The sequence below is a fragment of the Sphingomonas sp. NBWT7 genome (genome assembly GCF_014217605.1).
GTDB lineage: Bacteria > Pseudomonadota > Alphaproteobacteria > Sphingomonadales > Sphingomonadaceae > Sphingomonas.
On record NZ_CP043640.1, the window covers coordinates 40,675 to 57,682 of the forward strand.

Sequence of the window (17,008 nt, forward strand, 5' to 3'; positions counted from 1 at the left end):
TATGATCTGCCCCCACCGAGTGGACCGATTGGAGTGTTAGTGGATTAGTCCCATTGCCGCCATATCCGGACGGAGGTGGAGCGAAGCGGAACCGGAGGCCGGATATGGCGGTGTCGCCGTTTCCGGGGCCGGTGGCCGGTATCCCAGGCTGCTATGCGGACGGACGGTGTTGTAATGCCGCCGCCAGGCTTCGATCAACACCTTGGCCTCGGCGAGGCTGTAGAAGATCTCGCCGTTGAGCAGTTCGTCGCGAAGCGACCCGTTGAAGCTTTCGTTATAGCCATTCTCCCATGGCGATCCCGGCGCGATGTAGAGGGTCTTCACGCCGATCTGCCCCAGCCATTTCTGGACGGCTGTCGCGATAAATTCGCTACCATTATCGGATCGTATATGCGCTGGCGGCCCACGCGAGATGAACAGATCGGCCAAGGCCGCCAGAACATCCTCGTGCTTGAACTGCCGTGCAACGATGAGCGCCAGGCATTCCCTGCTGGCCTCGTCGATGATCGTCAGGATGCGGAACTTGCGGCCGTCATGGGTGCGCCCCTCGACGAAGTCGTAGGCCCACACGTGTCCCGGATACTCGGGCCGCAGCCGGATGCATGATCCGTCGTTGAGCCATAGACGTCCGCGCTTTGGCTGGCGCTGCGGCACCTTGAGCCCTTCGCGCCGCCATATCCGCTCGACCCGTTTATGGTTCACCGTCCACCCCGCGTGGCACAGCAACGCTGTCACCCGGCGGTAGCCGTAACGACCATATTGCTTCGCCAAGGCGATGATGTCCTCTGTCAGTGCTTGTTCGTCATCCGCCCCGCGCGGCACCTTGCGCTGTGTCGATCGGTGCTGGCCCAGAACCCGGCATATCCGTCGCTCGGATACCCGGATCGGCAACTCTCGTCGTAATTGATCGATGCAGCGCCGCCGCCGCGCGGGGCTCAGAAGTTTCCCCGTGCCGCCTCCTGCAATATCAGCTTGTCCAGCGTCAGGTCGGAGATCGCGCGGCGTAGTCGCTGGTTCTCCTTCTCCAGGTCCTTCATCCGCCGCGCCTGATCGGTCTTCAGGCCGCCATATTCCTTGCGCCAGCGATAATAGGTTTGCTCGCTGACCGCGATCCGCCGACATGCCTCGGCAGTCGAGGCTCCCTGCGCCAGCACAATCTCAACTTCACGCAGCTTGCCGATGATCTCTTCAGGCTTGTGCTTCTTGCTCGGCATTCATTGTCCCTTTCGTGGTCCAGACTATCATAGCCTCTGGGCCACTCAGCAGGGGGCAGATCAATGGCGTGGGTCCCGATCCTCAACATCGTGCTGACAGTCGTTTTCTTCGCGATGTTCCCGGTCATATTCCCGCTGTTCCTGATGCCGCAGACCGGCGTGAGCTCGCTCAAGGGCTATGGGATGGGGTTCTTCTATCTCGCCGCGTGGGGGCCGCTATACGTTATCCTGCATATGATCTGCATGACGCGGGCGGAATCGGCCGCGGCCGGCGTCGCTTCGGGTGGCGTGACGCTCGGTAGCTATGCCGGCATCGGCGCGGTCAACGGCGAGACGGCGACGATTGCAGGCTTCATGCTCATGAGCGTGCCCTTCCTGGCCGCCGGGCTGGCGCGTGGTGCCATGTCGATCGCCGGGCAGTCGATGTCGATGCTCGCTCCGGCACAGAACGCGGCCGAGGCGGCGGCCGTGGAGCAGACGACGGGCAACTACTCCTATGGCAATGTCAGTTGGGCCAATGCGACGTCGAATATGCGGCAGAGCGACCAATGGTCGACCGCGCCCAGTTTCATGGGCGGCGGCCCGAGCTTCGGGTGGCGTCAGGACAACGGCGCTGTGGTGTCCGGCTTCGGCAATGGGCAGGACGTCATCGACACCAGCGGCGCGATCTCGCGGCTCGGCTTCACGCCGACCATGAACACCGGCACGGTCGCGGAATGGCGGGAGATGGCCAGCGAGGCGCACCGGCAGTCGCAGGCCTATGAGAACGCGGCGAACGACATCCTGACCAGCACGCACACCAACCGCAGCGCGTTCGGCACGTCGAGCGAGCGTTCGTCGGGGTGGGATTCGAGCAGCGGCCGGTCGGCCAACACATCGATCGACCAGTTCGATCGGACGACGGGAAGCAGTTCGCAGGGGCTGGAGGAACGGTCGTCGACAGGACAAAGCCTGCGGGTTTCGAATGGGCATGATCGCTCAGCGGGGACTCTCGATCAAGTTGCCGGGCGTCTCGATGGTGGAATTGGTAGTAGCGGCGGGAAAGGTGGTTCAGGCGGGCGGAAGGGCGTCGGTGGGCTCCTCCCGTCTGTGGGCGGAAGCCTTGGGGTCAGCAAGACCGGATCGCAACAAGACACACTTCGCCATGGCACCGAGGACAGCCGTTCCAGCGGATCGGGCGCTACCACGTCCGACGGTACCTATGAGCGCGATGGGGTGTTCAGCCGTGCGTCGCAGTCGTCTTCGTCGTCGGTCGGCACCGAAGACGCGCTGGCGAGGGCCAGGTCTTACTCGGAGACGGCGCGAAAACTGGAAGAGCTGTCGCAGTCCCTGTCGCGCGATGCGAGCTATGCGGAAACGCATGGGATGCAGCTCAGCGAGAATCTAAGCCAGGATCTTGCCCAATGGTATCGGCAGCAGCAGGCTTCGAACAGCGGTCTGGATGCTCCTGAGTTGTGGGCCACGGACCTTACGGACCATCAGAGAACCGTTCGCCAGGAAATGATCTCGCGCTGGATGCAAGATAAACGCGATGCGATCCGCGAGGAGATCCAGGGCCGGATTAACGCGCCGGACCTCGTGGACGTCCATCATATTGACATCGGCGGCGCCGCCGATGTGCGGGCCACATATCGTCCGCATGGCGTTGGCGGGATCCCCGCAGGACCGGGCGGCGGAAATCCGGGCGCAGCCGCGGAGATCATCGAAGCGGGACGGACGTCGCTCAGCGACGATAGAGCTGCGGCGCAAGCGGGGCGGACCAGCAGGGTCCAGGCTTCGGTAGATGGGGGCGTTTGCGGGAGGGGGCGGAATCCTACGCTAAGGATTTGGGCCAGCGATATTCCCCGGTTAGATTGATGTGTTCCCATCCCAACGGCGAGACGTGGGCGAGTAGATCAGGCGCGATATGGGTACCGCTGGCGGCCCGGGTATTGACGACCTCGCCGAGCTTCATGGTGTTCCAGAATATGATGATGGCGGCGAGCAGGTTCATTCCGGCGATGCGATAGTGCTGGCCTTCGCCGGATCGATCCCGGATTTCACCTCGGCGGTGGAAGCTGATGGCGCGCTTTAGGGCGTGGTGGGCCTCACCCTTGTTGAGGCCGATCTGAGCCTGGCGCTGGAGGCCGGCATCAAGAATCCAGTCGATCATGAACAGGGTTCGCTCGATGCGGCCCACCTCTCGCAATGCGAGGGCCAGCTCATTCTGGCGCGGGTAAGAGGCGAGCTTGCGAAGAATCTGGCTGGGGGCGACGATCCCCGCTGCGATCGTCGCCATGATGCGCAGGATGTCGGGCCAGTTGCGCTCGATGAGCGGTTCATTGATCTTACCTCCGACCAGCGCTCGCACATTGGCCGGCGTCGCGTTGGGCGTGAAGGCATAGAGTCTTTTCTGAGGGAGATCGCGGATACGGGGGGCGAACCTGTAGCCGAGCAAGGCGCAGGCGGCGAACACATGATCGGTGAAGCCGCCCGTGTCGGCAAAATGCTGGCGAACGCGGCGGCCCGCGTCATTCATGAGCAGCCCGTCCAGGATATAGGGAGCCTCGCTGACCGTTGCCGGGATCACCTGGGTTGCGAACGGCGCATATTGATCGGACACATGGCTGTATCCCTTGAGGCCCGGGACGTTGCCATATTTCGCGTTGATCAGATTCATCGCCTCGCCCTGCTCGGTAGCAAGGAAGAACTGCCCGTCGCTGGATGCCGATTGCCCTTGTCCCCAGAAGGCGGCCATGGGCAGGGCGGCGTGGGCCTCCACGATCATGGCGAGCGCCCGATCATAGGCGCTGCCTTCGACATGCCAGCGCGCGATCCGCAGCAATTCCCAGAAGCTGTGCGTGTTGGTCGCCGCCGCCATCTTGCGCAAACCGAGATTGACGCCTTCCGCCAGCAACACGTTCATCAGGCCGATCCGGTCGCTGCAGGGCGCGCCGGTGCGCAGATGCGTGAACGCCTCGGAAAATCCGGTTCGCTCATCGACTTCCAGCAACAGATCGGTGATCCTCGCGGGCGGGAGCTGTTGATAGAGATCGAGCACGAGATCCTCGGCCCCTTCGGGCGTGTCGGCCCTCAGCTTGTCGATGTGCAGCTTGCCGTTCTCGATGATGCCGCCTGGGATCGTGCCGGTTCGCGCCGCGCGGCCAAACTCCTTCAGCCGTGTATCCAGTCGAGCCCTGCGCTCGGCCAGCCATTCGCCGGGTCGCAGCGGCACGGCGAGCCGCGCGGTCTGCTCTATCGCCTGTGGCGGGACCAGAAGCTGCTTGAGGTCGCCATAGCGGCGCGATCCCGCCAACCATATGTCACCGGACCGGAAGGCGTCGCGGATGTGGAACAGCACCGCGATTTCCCAAAGCCGGTGGTCGCCGCTGGGCTCAGCGCGAAGATGACGATGCCATTTCGAGTTGGGACGTAGAAAATCCACCGGCGGATCGACCTTGATCCCGTTACGCAGCATCGCAACGGCCGCCAGAAGAGGCGTGGCGATCGGCGCCGCCTGCATGTCGAGCAGGCGCAGCATCCTGGGCGCGTAGAGGCGGAAACGGTGATAGCCGTCCAGCACACGGCTGAGCGGGTCGGCCGCGAGCACGTTGGTCAGCGCGGAGGCCGTGGCGACAAGGGTTCTGAACCGTTCCCAGCCAGGCCCGGTGGCGATTATCCCGTCCAGGGCCGTGCCATCGTCCTGCGCTCCAAGCAAAGCACCACCGATTTCGGCAAAGGACTTCAGCGTGTCCCGAACGGCCGCCTTTGCGTCGGCGATCCTGGTGTTGCAAAGGCGTTCGGAGGCCCGATAGAGACGGCCTACGATGCGATCGTGGGTCTCCACGATGACATCGGCCAGCGATGACCGCCATTCCAGGGTGCAGACAGCGAGGATCGCAAGCCGCCTGTCTTCGGGCAGATCACGCATGCCGTCGGCGTAATAGCGCTCGCCCTGCCGGCGAAGCCGGGTCACACGATGCGCCGGCACGCCGTCCAGCAAATCCGCCGGAAGATCGAACCTTTGAAGATATTCCAGTCGATCCATCAGCCGGTTAGCGGCTGCTGAATTTGCGCCAACCTCGAACTGTCGCAGCCATACGAAGCGCGTGACGCGACCATCCACCGTATCCTCCAACAGGTGAGCCAAATTCTCGCTCAGGGTTGGCGTGATGCGATGGGCGATAAGATCCTCGATCCGGCGCTCGGCCTCAACCAGCGCATCGGCGCAAAGGCGCTCGATCGTCGAGGAGCCGGGAAGGATCGTGCGGGTGCGGCGACACTCCGCAACGAAGCGACGGGCAAGATCCTCATTCGATGTCGCCGCCTCGGCTTCCCGAGCGATCCATTCGCGCAAATCCCGTGCGCCCCGCCCCGAAAAGGAGCGATAGCCGTAGATTCGGCGAAGGTCCGCCAGATGCTCGTGCCGGGTCTCCTCGCGCGCGGCATAGAGGAGTAGATCGTCGCTGGTCAGGCCGAGCTGGGCCGCGATGAAATCCGATACCTGCGCCGGGATCAACTCGCCAGGAGCGAGCACCCGGCCCGGGTAGCGCAGGACGCACAGTTGCAGCGCGAAGCCAAAACGATTGTGGGCGCGCCGGCGCTGGCGGATATGCCCGAGATCCTCATCGCTGAGGGTATAGTGCCGCAGCAGCTCACCTTGATCGACCGGCAAGTGAAGCAGCGCCTCGCGCTGTCGATCGGTCAGGGTCACGCGACGCGGCATACATGCTCCTTATTCTTTCCGAGCTACGGTTTGAGATAGCTTGATTGAGATGCTGGTTAAGATACACAATAGCCCAATCTTATGTGCTCATGTTCGTCACCGCCTCAAACCTTCGTTTGTGATCCATGCTGATCGGCTACGCCCGCGTGTCCAAAGCCGACGGCTCGCAGTCGCTCGACCTGCAGCACGATGCCCTTCGCGCTGCCGGTGTCGAGCCAGGCAATATCTATGATGATCGTGCATCCGGTAGCCGTGATGATCGCCCCGGTCTTGCCGCCTGCCTGAAATCGTTGCGCGACGGCGATGTCCTCATCGTTTGGAAGCTCGACCGGCTCGGCCGAACGCTCACCCACCTGGTCAGCACGGTGCAGAATCTGTCGGATCGCGGTATCGGTCTGCGGGTGCTCACCGGCAAGGGCGCGCAGATCGACACCACGACGCCATCGGGCCGGATGGTGTTCGGCATTTTTGCCACACTGGCGGAGTTTGAGCGGGATATGATCCGCGAGCGCACCATGGCTGGCCTGGCCGCTGCCCGCGCGCGGGGACGCAAGGGTGGCCGCAAGTTCGCCCTCTCCAAGGCCCAGGTGCGGCTCGCTCAGGCTGCTATGGCCCAACGCGACACGTCCGTTTCCGACCTCTGCAAGGAACTCGGGATCGAGCGCGTCACTCTCTACCGCTATGTCGGTCCCAACGGGGAACTCCGGGATTACGGTCAGCGCGTGCTTGCTGCCAAAACGCGATGATGATGACGGGAGCCCCGATCAAACTTACCCAAGCGGACGCCGCAGACGTTGCAGACCTGTACAACCGTTGCAGCGACTATTTCCTGTTGCAGGACGGGGCCGCGCCCACGCTGGACGGTGCTCGCGAGCTTTTCTCCGATGTGCCGCCCGAAAAGAGCGCCCACAATCAAGCTGTCCTGGGATGGAAGGGGCCTGGCGGCCTATATGCAATCGCGGCCATCCTCCGCGATTATCCGCGTGATGGCACATGGTATCTCGGCTTCATGATCGTAGATGCCGCACAGCGTGGTCGTGGCGTCGGACGCTCAATTTACTCGACGGTCGAAAGCTGGGCCGCTGCGAGAGGTGCCACAGAGATTCGGTTGGCCGTGCTGGAAGCGAATGAAGCGGCAGAGCGATTTTGGCGTTCTCTCGGCTTCATTGAGTATCGGCGCGTTGGGCCAGACACCTTCAAAATGCGTAGCCATCGCCGGATAGAACTGAGCCGTCGCCTTTCTGGCGCGACCGTAGAAGGCAGCAACAAGTAAGATCTCGCGCCGGCTATCTGGGCGAGCTTGGCGTAGGATTCCGCCCCCTCCCGCAAACGCCCCCTAGATGTACAATCAGAGGTACACGACGATCACAACAAAGGGTTCTTCAACGATCCCGAATTGCGGAAGTGATCGCCGTGTCAGATCGCCAACGCCAGATAGGTCCCAGCGGCAACGATCAGGCCAAGCGAAATGACGCCACCGATGGTCGCGCCAAGCGAAGGATTGACGCCGCCGGCATCGGAATCCGTCAAATCGATCAGTGGCGGTTCCTCCTGCCGAAGCATGGGGCCCGCCGCGTTCTGCTGAGTCAGCAGATATGTGGTGGTGTCCAGCATTGCTCATACCTCCGAACGTCCCAAACATACGACGTTCGAGGTTTGTTCACAAGCTGGTTGAGGGCGGAGCTTTCCTGATGGGAGCCCGCTTCCGGGAGAAGGACCAACGGCCAAGCCCGCTGGAGCATCTGAACCTCGCGAATACGCTGGTTTTCGGATTCTCGTGGATGCTCGTTATGGCGATCGGCCTGATGCCGATCTTCGAGACGATCATTCAGCGGCCGCCGTCGATGTCGATGCCGGCGGTGATCGCGTTCTTCACGGCCGTGGGCAGCGGTGTGGTGCTGAAGCGTCATTATTCTTGGGCGGGGATTGTGCTGCACATCTTCGGGCAGATCCTCATCTGGTTGTCGATCTTCGTTATGTCGCTGGCGGCGGTCTTGTATGCGCGAGCTGGATGAAGGCATCGCAGCTCCAAGGCCACGGACGCGGCACAGCGAGCTCGATCCGGATTTTTGGGCGACGGCTGATTACCTGCTCATTGGTGAAAGGGGAGCAGCTGAAAGTCCGCTTGCCATCCATGTGGTATTTTGACGAGCTCACTGTCTCATGATCGAGCCGCCTTCTCTGCCTCCTCGAAAGCTGTGATCGCCGACTCATGCTCGCGAACCAGTATCTGGAACGCCTCGAACGCAGAATAGCAGCGCTCGCGCTCCGTCGCTAAGAGATCGGCGATCTTATCAAGGTCGAAGGGATCACGGCCACCGAAGCCATAACAGATCTGGCCCGTCGTCTCATTGACGTGACGACTTACGAGGTCGGTCATTCCGATTACAAACTTGGGGGAAAATCGATGGTTATAAGCATTGCGGAAATCGAGCGTGCTTTCCTTATATTGGCTGGCCCCGATGGCTTCGACACGTCGTTTGAACCGCGTGTATCGGCGCCACCCACGCCCATACTGATCAGTCGTATTGAGCCAGATCTCACCATCAAGTGGTAGATCATCCTTCCAGTCGGTCAGGTTCTTGGCCATGTTCGCCTGGTGACAGAGATGTGCCGACGCGAAGGCAAAGCGCGATCGGATCACATACGGCAGGTTGACCGCGTTGGTGGCGAGCACGTCGATGAACTCGTGCGTCGCCTCCATCTTCTCATCGTCCGACAAGTTGGCAACGACCCTGGCCCACGCCTGCAGGCGATGGACGTGGTTGGTCAGGTCGTTGACGATGTTGGCAAGTTCGGACGAAAACTCATCCAGCATCTGAGAGTAGGCCATCCAAATCGCGCCGAGGGGATTCGGAAGGTTGCGCCAACGATAGGGCATGAACTTGCCAGCCACGGGCAGGCCATCGCGGATCTCGCGATAGGCAGCGTACAAACCAAGCGCCAGCCGAGACTGCTCGGCAGTCGGATCAGCGCCCATAGCGAAAAATCCAGTCGGCGACAGCTTCCAAGAGTTCGTTCACGTTGCTGCTGCCGACCACGATATTCTCGTGAGGCTCGATGCCGTGATACCGCGTCAGCGCGGCTGCGCCGCCCGAGAAGCCTGTCCGCCGCGCGATGATATTCTTGGTCCGCCTGTTCTCCTGCCAATAGGTCACGATTGCCCTGTGCTTCGATGTGCTCGGGCTTCCGGGATGGAGCGCGCGCGCTTCGGGAAAATGCATGTGACGATGGTGCGCGTGAAGGAGCGTAACGTCATACAGCCGGGCAATGAACGCGCGCATTTCATCGACGCTGCCAGGCGTTCCGACGTCCTTGCAGTCGATAGCCACGCGGGGCCGGCCCACGGGGATACCGCCGCCGGGCGCGCTGCGCAGACTCGCGCCGACGCTGGCGGGAACCACGGCAATATCCATCTCGTGCGTAGCGCCACTTCGTCCCCCAAACTGGATCCCGTTCCAGATCTCCCATGCGGGCAGCCGACGCCAGCGGTAGCCGATCACGCTGCCATTGTTGGTTCCCTGAGAGGCACTGGCAACACCGGTCGGTACGCCGCCCCGCTGGATAAAGCGTCGATCCGTGTCACCGGGATTGATACGTGACCCGTCGGACCGCTGGATCCAAACCTCGAAACCGCGAACCTTAAGCTCGCGCGCAATGCCCGTCATGACAAACAGCTCGAAGATCCGACCGGCTCCGCCAGCATTCTGCAGCGTCGTGGCGCTGCCGAGCACCGCGTTGAGGGCGTTTTGGACATCAGTGATCATATCTGGGTCTGGCCCCGCACTTGTGACGACCAGCTTTCGAGGGCCAGGCGTAACTTGGGGATAACAGACCGTGATTGATCGGCGCCCGACCGGTCGACTTTTAGCTGGTCCTCACCAAGAGCAAGCACGATCAGCGGAACGCCGGCAGCCTCGCCCGTGACCAGGCCGGTTTTGGTGATCTCGCCGTCCAAAATGGCGTCGAGGTTCTCGAAGCACGCGGCCAGTTCTTCCAAGGTCGAATCGAGGCGGTCAGCGACATACTGCGTCGCCCACTCGATCTGGTCGTCGCCGACGATCGGCTGCGGCTCGGCGGCGATCAATTTGGGTTCACCGGTTGCCTTCGGTTGTTCCCCGTTTCGAAGCTCTCGGCGTGAGGATGCAAGGGCGTCGGGCGTCTCTTCGGTCTCGCGCCCCCGCCGAATACCATCGATCAACTCGAACGCGAGCCAATCGGCCCCCACCGCGGTCAAGGTCTCGATCAACGGGATCAAGCGACGGTCAATTGCCGCCATCTAGCGCCGCGACCCATGTGTGGCCGCATTGTGCCGCTCAGCGAGCCGGTCAGGTTGTTTCAAATGACGATCCCTTGAATAGCGTAGAGCGACTGCCGCACGCCGCTACTTGTGGTGAGAACGGCACGGGACCGCAACAAATCATCGGCTGAAATCGGATCGAATGGGCTATCAGTGCCGTTCGACTGCCCGACAGGATCACGGCAGTCTCAAAGTCGCTCGATCTCCACGATCGTTGCCGATCCTTGCGCTTCAAGTCGACGGGCATCGTCGCGCACGTTCTTATGATGCGTAAACAGCAGGACCTGATTGGTCTCGGCGAAGCGCGCGAGGAGATCGAGCGTGGCCGCGCTGCGCTCATCATCGAAATGCACCAGGATGTCGTCGGCAACGAATGGCAGCGGCTCGGTCGAGGCCGAATAATTCTCAAGACTTGCCAGCCGGAACGCGAGGAACAGCTGATCCCGTGTTCCGTCGCTCATGGCGGCAACCGGCACCGCAGCGCCGGACTGGCGACGTCCGACCACGACGGGCAGGCCCTTGTCGTCGATATCGGTGTCGATCGCCGAGAACTCGCCGCGCGTGGTGGAAGCGAAGAGTTCGCCTGCGCGACTGACGAGCGGATCCTGCTGCTCGCTGCGGACCCGGTCGATTGCCTTGGTGATCAGCGCGCGCGCGACGGTGAGTTCGACATAGCGCTCGACTGCGGCCTGCATCCGCGCGGCTGCGCTCTCGCGCTCCGCGATGGCCTGATTTACCCCCGATTCAGCCGCATATGTGTCGAGAGCGTCCTGCGCCGCCTTTTGGGCAAGGATGGCGGTCTCCACGTCGGCTTCCAGCTGATCTGACCGCTGCTGGGCAACGGTCAGGGCGCCACGCAGTGCATCGAGATCGCGCCCGGCCCATTGGTCACGCAGCGCGGGGATGCCGAGGCCGTCGCTCACATCGGCAATCGACCGCTCCACTTGCGCCTTCTCGTCCAGGAGGCGCGCCCGGGCGGCGCAACGCACCCCGACGTCAGGCAAGGCGTCGCCTTCGACCGCGACGCCTGCGCTGATGGCAAGCGCTGCCATCGCGGTGCGTGCTTCGCCATCGACCGTCTCCAGCGCAACGCATTCGGCCTTGGCGTCCTCGACATTGGGCGCGAGCGCCACGCGCTGCAGCCGCGTCGCGTCCTGTTCTTGCCACCGCGCCGCTATCTGGTCGGTTGCCGCTAGCGGATCGGCAGGCAGCGAAAGGTCGAGGCTTGTACCCAAAGCGACAACGGTAGCCTTCAGCGTCGCTTCGTCGTCATCCATTCGGGTAAGACGGGTGCGGGTTTGCGCGATCGTGCCGAGCGTCGCCCGGGCGCCCGACCATTCACTAATCAGTGCGCCCGCACGCTCCGGCGCGAGATCGGTATCGAGGCCTAGACCGCCGAGTGCGGCGCTCCACTGCTGCTGCCAGGTTTGTTGGGCTGTCACCAGGTCGGCAAGAACCTGGTCGGCCCGCTTTGCGGTTGGCCGCAGCGCCTCGGTATCGCGCAGGTCGCGCCGATAGTCGGCATGTTCGGCCTCATGCTGGCTGAGGGCGGCGCACAGCGTTTGCACTTCGGCCGCGAACGCCTGACCTTCCGAATGCTTAACCTTCATCACGACCTGCGCGCTTTCGAACAAGGTACGAAGCGGCTCGAGATCAGTTGCCTGACGATCGGCGTCGCTGACGAGGGCGCGGGCGGCGTCGAGCGCGTCGAGCGCCAGTCCACGCCGTTCGACAAAATCCAGGAGGCCTGCAAGCTGTGGAAAGCGTGCGGTCGCGTCGGGAAAGGCCTGCGCGAAGGCGGTGGAACGACGGTCAAGTCGTGCGCCGATATCGGCGATCAGCGTGCTGCATCCGTCGATCGCAATCGTGCCGCTGGCGAGCTGTTGACGGGCGAGGGCAAGATTTGCGGCATGTTGCGCCTCGGCTGCCCGTCGATCAGCGAGATCGTCGGCGCCCCGGACGTGGCTTTCATACGCGTCGATGCCTGTTCGCCGGACCGTCGCATCCGCAGGGATGTCGGCATCGAGATAGGCATGGCGCAGTGGGGACCACGCGCTGGCGCGAGCACCCCGGGCCTCGGCCAACGCCACGTCTGAAGCGACCGGGCCGGCTGCCTCGAGCTGCGTAATTGTCTCGCTCGCGACCTTGGCCTTTTTCTCGGCATCGACCTTTTGTTCGACCTGGCTCGCCAAGGCGGTTTCGAGTTCGCTGCTTGCCAATTGCTCGGCGCGAATGGCATCGGCGGACGGACAGACGAAAGCGACGAGGTCGCCGAGCGTCGGAAAGCCAAGGGCGGTGATCGTGGCGGTCGCCGTGGTCAGAGCCTGGTCGGCTTGACGCTGCACCGCGACTGCCGTGGCCGCCTGTGCGGCGAGGCTCGCAAATTGGGCTGCGCTGAACGTCACTGGCTTTTCGTAGCCCGCCGCGACGGCGGCATCGAGGCGATGTTGCAGTATCTCGAACCGGTCGGCTAGATCGGCCGTGCGTTCGCGCGCAGCCACCATGGCAGCGCCACGCTCGATAGCGTCGGTTGCCAACTGCTGCACATGATCCAGTGCAGCCTGGCTCGGTAATCGCGCGGTCAGATCGGCATCGGCCGGCAGGTGCAGCATGCGGCGAAGTGTCGCGAGCCCGGCCTCGGCCGTCTCGATATCCTTGAGCCGGTTTGTTCGGTCCGTGCGAGCCTTGCGGACGTGAATGGCTTGCTCGGCGAGATCGCGGACCCGGGCCTCCGCCTCGATAAACGGCTCTGACACCACCAGTGCGTCGAGCCGCTGAACGAGCCGGTCCCGTTTCGTCCGTCCGTCGGCGAGTGCTGCTGCTGCTGCGTCACGCTTCTGCATCGCCTCGTCCACCTGGCGATGAAAGTCTGTCGGCAGGGCGTCGAGATCTGCATAGTCGCTCAAGGCCGCTGTCAACCGATCGAGGGCGAGCATATGCGGCACGGCACGGACCAGCCGCTCCAGACCGGAGATTTCGGCGCTGACGGCTTGCTTCTCGGTTCGCGCCTGGCTGAGCTTGGACATCGCGGCGTCCGCAGCCTTGCGGCTTTGCTCATAGGCATCGCGCGTGACGGTGTGGTGCTTCACGTCGCGGTCGGCGGCATCGAACGCGTCGAGCGCTTTATAAAAGGCCCGATCGCCAGATCGCCGCGGCGCGAACAGCTTGTCCGCTTCGGAGTCGAGAGCATCCAGCCGCGCCATCAGCGATCGCAGCCCGCCGCCGGCCTCGACAATCAAGCGGCCGATATCGCCATCGGCAGCGAGCAGACGCGATCCGCCGGAGCGCAACGTCTCATGATTGAGGCCGAAGAGCGTGGCAAACCGCTCGCGCGTCGTAGCGCCAAGCAGGTGGGTGAGGATCGAGTCCTCAAGGGATCCGCCCGCCTTGTCGGTCAACGTGCGGCCACGACCGCGCCGCCTGCGTAACGTCATTTCGGTGCCGCTCGCATCGACCAATGTCGCGCCGACGCGCATGCCATCATAGCCGAACAAGGTGGCATGCGGCGTCCGTTCCGGAATGCCGAACAGGAAGTCGCTCAGCGCGGACAGGCAAGTGCTCTTGCCGGCTTCATTGGGGCCGTAGATGATCGTGAGCCCCGCGGTCGAAGGAATGACGAGACTGCGCTCGGCAAAGGCGCCGTACCGCTCGAGGGTAAGTTCAGCGAGCCGCATCGCCGGCCTCCGTCTCGTCGATCAGGGAGAGTGCGAGCGCGCGCGCGCGCGCCGGCGCTTCGCTGCGCAGGGCTTCGAAGAACGCCTCGGCATGTGCGCCTGCCGGCATCTTGGCTCGGACCTCGGCAAGCCGCGCCTCGACCAAGTCGTTCAAGATCTCGTCGGTATCCGCGCCGATCTCGGCCGCAAGCCGGCCCGAGACGGTCGGATCGAGCGAGTTTGGCTGAGCAGGCGGGGTTGTCGCAATCACCAGCTTCTCCAGCCAGATATCGCTGGTCAGCGTCGCGAGGAGCGCCGCAATATCGTCGCGCAGCGATTGCGGATCGAGCAGGAGGCCGCGATGCTGGGTCGTCTCGCCGACTAGCCGCAAGCGAACCGCAAGCGCGCGATCACCCGCTTCGGCGCGGACGGTCTCAATCGCCACACGGATCTGGTCGAGCAGCGCGGTGCGATTTTCGGTTTCGGCTGCCTCCACCGTAAGGACAAACCAGCGGACGACATCGAGATCGCGATGTTCGACTTGAGTAACCTGACCATCGCTCACTGTGACGATGGTTGCGCCCTTGGGTCCCGTTTCCCGCGGGCTGCGTCCCTGCAGATTGCCGGGATAGACGATGTGCGGATCGGTGTTCAGCACCGCGCGGCCGTGGACATGGCCCAACGCCCAATAGTCATAGCCATGATTGACGAGCTGCTCGACCGTGCACGGCGCATAGGGCGCGTGATAGCTCTCGCTGCCCTGGCAGGCGGTATGCAGCACGCCGATATTGAAGTGGCCAGGAACCGCGGCCGGATAATCTCGGGCGATATTCTCGGTCACGTCACGCTGCGGGAAGCTGCGACCATGCACCGTCACCTGCAACGCTTCGATGGCAATCGCCTCAGCGCATTTGCTGTCGAAGACATGGACATTGGCCGACATGGAGAGCTTGGCAGCGAAGCGATTTTCGGCATCATGATTGCCGAGGATCATGAACACCTGGATTCCGGCTTGCTCGAGGCGCCGCATCTGGTCGATGAAGAAGAGTCCGGTCTCAAAATTGCGCAGGTCGCCGTCAAAGATGTCGCCTGCGAGTACAATGAAGCTGCAGCCTTCGTCGATCGCAAGCGCAATGAGGTTCTCGAACGCGTCGCGCGAGGCGCGGTCGACGCGCGCGGCGTAATCGGCCGACTTGGTGGCCAAACCGAGGAGCGGGCTGTCGAGATGGAGGTCGGCCGCGTGTAGGAATGTGAACGTCATGGCGCAGTTGCCTCCCCTTGGACACGGGTGTCGCCGATCCCGGTTGGGTGATCCAGACAGTGCTCCAGCAAGTGAATTTGTGCCGCGAACTTCTCGGGATTCTCGTCGCTCAGGCGCTGCAGATTGAGCAGCTTCCAGCGTAACGCGGGCAGGTCGGCTATCTGGTCGCTGAGGCCGATCGCGGACCAGTCGGGATCGAGCGTGAGAAAGCTGGTCAGGAAGCGACGACCGTCCGTGGTCCCGGCACGTTGCTGGACCATGCCGACAAGGGTCTCGCGTGCGGCGAGCAACGTGTCGAGCGCTTCGACCTCGACCGTCATTCCCAAGAACTCGTCATTATACTGGCCCGCGATGTCGAGGCGATGCGGACAGAGGAGCTCATGCGTCGGGCGCGGGTGGCTGACGAGATAGATCAGAAATGCGCGAAACAGATCGTCATCGATCCCCTCCTGCGTGAGCAGGTGGTGGATATCGAACAGGTCGCGCGGATGCTGGCGGTCTAGTGCTGCCGCCATCTTTCCGGCATAGAGATCGGGCAGCGACACGACCTGCATTTCGGCAAAGCCGAAGCGCTCCTCCACGCTCGGGCTGACCGGGCGTATCTCGGGCGGGAAGACCGTGCCGCGCAGCACGGGCGAGACCTCCACCTTTATGGCGGTGCCGCCCGAATGCACCAGCAGGCGCTTCCCATCGACAAGGAGATGCCGCTCGACCTTGAAGCCGAGCCGGGATTCGAGGCGTTGTGCGATGCGCTCCAGGCCATCGCGGACGGCATTGAGCGACGCCTCCCGCTCGGCCACGGGCAAGTAAACGAGATCGATATCGACCGAGAGGCGTGGCAGGTCGCGCACGAACAGGTTGATCGCAGTTCCGCCCTTCAGGGCGAAATCGGGTTCGGAGGCGATTTCCGGAATCGTGCGCAGCAGAAGCGCAACCTGGTCCAGATAACGCTCAGCCGTCATCGCTCGCCTGGTCAACTCTGGCGGAGAGCGAGACGGGTATGGTGATCTGGTAGCGAGCGTCGAGCCGGCCGCCCGGCGCCAGCTGTCGTTTGCCCTTGCCGAGATCGACTTGCGTGCGATCGACATGCTTGACCCAAGCATGCGTGTGGCGGTCGGCGTAGAAGAGGAAGAGCCGCTTCGCCCGCACGCTTCGGCATGTCTCGAGCAGGCGGGTGACGATACGGGGCCGCAGATTGGACAGGCCCTGGAAGATATCGTCGGCATGGTCGAAGCCGACATTGGCGGGAACCTCGTCGAGCATCTCGATCGCCGCACGTTCTTCGCCGGCGACGCGGAGGAAATGGTCCCACGGGTTCGTCTTGGTCGGTTCAGCGACCGCCGCACCGAGGCGCCCGGTGCCAAGTTCGAAGCGTCGCCATTCCAGCCCCAGAAGGGTGTCGGCAAAGAGCGAGCGGGTACGCAGCGTCAGGGCCGCATCGAGCGGCAGTTTCATCAGCCAAGCCGGCGCGGTGCGATCGGGATCGTAGAGATAGATTGCCGGATGACCGCCGAGGCGCAGATAGTGGCTGCGGCCCAGGAGATCGAGCGCGGTCGGCCCGCCGACATAGAAGGTCGAAGGACGCAGCTCCTGCGCGGACAGGATCGCAGCGTCCCAGCGCTGGGTGGAGGAATCCGAGCCGGTCGAACGGCGATAGACACGCGGCGCGACCCGCTCGAGCCAGCCGTTCCGGACATAGGCATGGATCGAGGGTCGCGAGACGCCCTGATCCTGGAGCCAGGCGCTATCCACCAGCTGACCGGGATCGAGCTGGGAAAGAAGCCGGTTTAGAGAGGTCTTTCTTTGTTCATTCACGCTGAACTTTTTGGCATATTTGTAAACCGGCAGCAAGACCGAGTTTAGAGAGCGCGCATA

At 63.1% G+C, this 17,008-nt stretch carries 13 protein-coding genes and 1 pseudogene; 4 read left to right on the forward strand and 10 right to left on the reverse strand.

The features are described 5' to 3' along the window. Nucleotides 1-36 precede the first annotated feature (36 nt). Nucleotides 37-1,214, reverse strand: a protein-coding gene (locus F1C10_RS16050; protein WP_185210332.1) for an IS3 family transposase whose coding sequence is annotated in 2 segments (ribosomal slippage) — nt 37-950 and nt 950-1,214 — 1,179 coding nt in all. Because the reading frame shifts where the segments join, the coding sequence is not laid out codon by codon here. A 60-nt stretch (nt 1,215-1,274) separates the two neighbouring features. On the opposite strand from F1C10_RS16050, the pseudogene F1C10_RS16055 reads away from it, so the two are divergent. Then, nucleotides 1,275-2,999, forward strand: a pseudogene (locus tag F1C10_RS16055) (conjugal transfer protein TraG N-terminal domain-containing protein); the annotation flags it as partial. 28 nt (nt 3,000-3,027) lie between these two features. Here F1C10_RS16055 and F1C10_RS16060 read toward each other — a convergent pair. Then, the gene (locus tag F1C10_RS16060; RefSeq protein WP_054735635.1) at nt 3,028-5,919 is read right to left on the reverse strand and encodes a Tn3 family transposase; all 2,892 of its coding nucleotides are present in this window, start codon (nt 5,917-5,919) and stop codon (nt 3,028-3,030) included. Nucleotides 5,920-6,044: 125 nt separating this feature from the next. On the opposite strand from F1C10_RS16060, the gene F1C10_RS16065 reads away from it, so the two are divergent. After that, nucleotides 6,045-6,665, forward strand: coding sequence for a recombinase family protein (locus F1C10_RS16065; protein ID WP_008832583.1), 621 nt, complete (start codon nt 6,045-6,047; stop codon nt 6,663-6,665). Nucleotides 6,666-6,667: 2 nt separating this feature from the next. Further along, nucleotides 6,668-7,192: a GNAT family N-acetyltransferase gene (locus tag F1C10_RS16070; RefSeq protein ID WP_258043190.1), complete on the forward strand. Its 525-nt coding sequence runs from the start codon at nt 6,668-6,670 to the stop codon at nt 7,190-7,192. 143 nt (nt 7,193-7,335) lie between these two features. Here F1C10_RS16070 and F1C10_RS16075 read toward each other — a convergent pair whose 3' ends face one another. After that, entirely contained in the window at nt 7,336-7,533 is a 198-nt protein-coding gene (locus tag F1C10_RS16075; RefSeq protein WP_185210335.1) for a hypothetical protein, read from the reverse strand. A gap of 77 nt (nt 7,534-7,610) precedes the next feature. Here F1C10_RS16075 and F1C10_RS16080 point away from each other — a divergent pair, with 77 nt between their 5' ends. Then, the gene (locus F1C10_RS16080) at nt 7,611-7,934 is read left to right on the forward strand and encodes a hypothetical protein (RefSeq protein WP_185210336.1); all 324 of its coding nucleotides are present in this window, start codon (nt 7,611-7,613) and stop codon (nt 7,932-7,934) included. Between the two features lie 146 nt (nt 7,935-8,080). Here the strand turns inward: F1C10_RS16080 and F1C10_RS16085 are convergent, their stop codons facing one another. The 7 genes from F1C10_RS16085 to F1C10_RS16115 all read right to left on the reverse strand — a co-directional run bounded on the left by F1C10_RS16085 (nt 8,081) and on the right by F1C10_RS16115 (nt 16,984). After that, nucleotides 8,081-8,899, reverse strand: a complete 819-nt coding sequence (locus F1C10_RS16085) for a hypothetical protein (RefSeq protein ID WP_258043191.1) — start codon at nt 8,897-8,899, stop codon at nt 8,081-8,083. Then, on the reverse strand, nt 8,889-9,686 hold the full coding sequence (locus F1C10_RS16090) for a hypothetical protein (protein ID WP_185210337.1): 798 nt from the start codon (nt 9,684-9,686) through the stop codon (nt 8,889-8,891). Before F1C10_RS16090 ends, F1C10_RS16085 begins: the two co-directional genes overlap by 11 nt. Beyond that, the gene (locus tag F1C10_RS16095; RefSeq protein WP_185210338.1) at nt 9,683-10,198 is read right to left on the reverse strand and encodes a hypothetical protein; all 516 of its coding nucleotides are present in this window, start codon (nt 10,196-10,198) and stop codon (nt 9,683-9,685) included. Before F1C10_RS16095 ends, F1C10_RS16090 begins: the two co-directional genes overlap by 4 nt. Before the next feature lie 209 nt (nt 10,199-10,407). Then, nucleotides 10,408-13,893, reverse strand: a complete 3,486-nt coding sequence (locus F1C10_RS16100) for a YhaN family protein (protein ID WP_185210339.1) — start codon at nt 13,891-13,893, stop codon at nt 10,408-10,410. Next, complete coding sequence (locus F1C10_RS16105; RefSeq protein WP_185210340.1) at nt 13,880-15,133, reverse strand: DNA repair exonuclease; 1,254 nt, start codon at nt 15,131-15,133, stop codon at nt 13,880-13,882. The genes F1C10_RS16100 and F1C10_RS16105 overlap by 14 nt, the downstream gene beginning before the upstream one ends. Next, nucleotides 15,130-16,095 (reverse strand): nucleotidyl transferase AbiEii/AbiGii toxin family protein, encoded by a 966-nt coding sequence (locus F1C10_RS16110; RefSeq protein ID WP_185210341.1) that lies wholly within the window; start codon nt 16,093-16,095, stop codon nt 15,130-15,132. Before F1C10_RS16110 ends, F1C10_RS16105 begins: the two co-directional genes overlap by 4 nt. Further along, complete coding sequence (locus F1C10_RS16115; protein ID WP_258043192.1) at nt 16,085-16,984, reverse strand: type IV toxin-antitoxin system AbiEi family antitoxin; 900 nt, start codon at nt 16,982-16,984, stop codon at nt 16,085-16,087. The genes F1C10_RS16110 and F1C10_RS16115 overlap by 11 nt, the downstream gene beginning before the upstream one ends. Nucleotides 16,985-17,008: the final 24 nt, after the last annotated feature.

Coding starts and splice junctions, on each gene's coding strand:
- F1C10_RS16075 (WP_185210335.1), bottom strand. CDS start 7,533: ATGCTGGACACCACCACATATCTGCTGACTCAGCAGAACGCGGCGGGC.
- F1C10_RS16100 (WP_185210339.1), bottom strand. CDS start 13,893: ATGCGGCTCGCTGAACTTACCCTCGAGCGGTACGGCGCCTTTGCCGAG.
- F1C10_RS16090 (WP_185210337.1), bottom strand. CDS start 9,686: ATGATCACTGATGTCCAAAACGCCCTCAACGCGGTGCTCGGCAGCGCC.
- F1C10_RS16110 (WP_185210341.1), bottom strand. CDS start 16,095: ATGACGGCTGAGCGTTATCTGGACCAGGTTGCGCTTCTGCTGCGCACG.
- F1C10_RS16065 (WP_008832583.1), top strand. CDS start 6,045: ATGCTGATCGGCTACGCCCGCGTGTCCAAAGCCGACGGCTCGCAGTCG.
- F1C10_RS16105 (WP_185210340.1), bottom strand. CDS start 15,133: ATGACGTTCACATTCCTACACGCGGCCGACCTCCATCTCGACAGCCCG.
- F1C10_RS16060 (WP_054735635.1), bottom strand. CDS start 5,919: ATGCCGCGTCGCGTGACCCTGACCGATCGACAGCGCGAGGCGCTGCTT.
- F1C10_RS16070 (WP_258043190.1), top strand. CDS start 6,668: ATGACGGGAGCCCCGATCAAACTTACCCAAGCGGACGCCGCAGACGTT.
- F1C10_RS16080 (WP_185210336.1), top strand. CDS start 7,611: ATGGGAGCCCGCTTCCGGGAGAAGGACCAACGGCCAAGCCCGCTGGAG.
- F1C10_RS16095 (WP_185210338.1), bottom strand. CDS start 10,198: ATGGCGGCAATTGACCGTCGCTTGATCCCGTTGATCGAGACCTTGACC.
- F1C10_RS16085 (WP_258043191.1), bottom strand. CDS start 8,899: ATGGGCGCTGATCCGACTGCCGAGCAGTCTCGGCTGGCGCTTGGTTTG.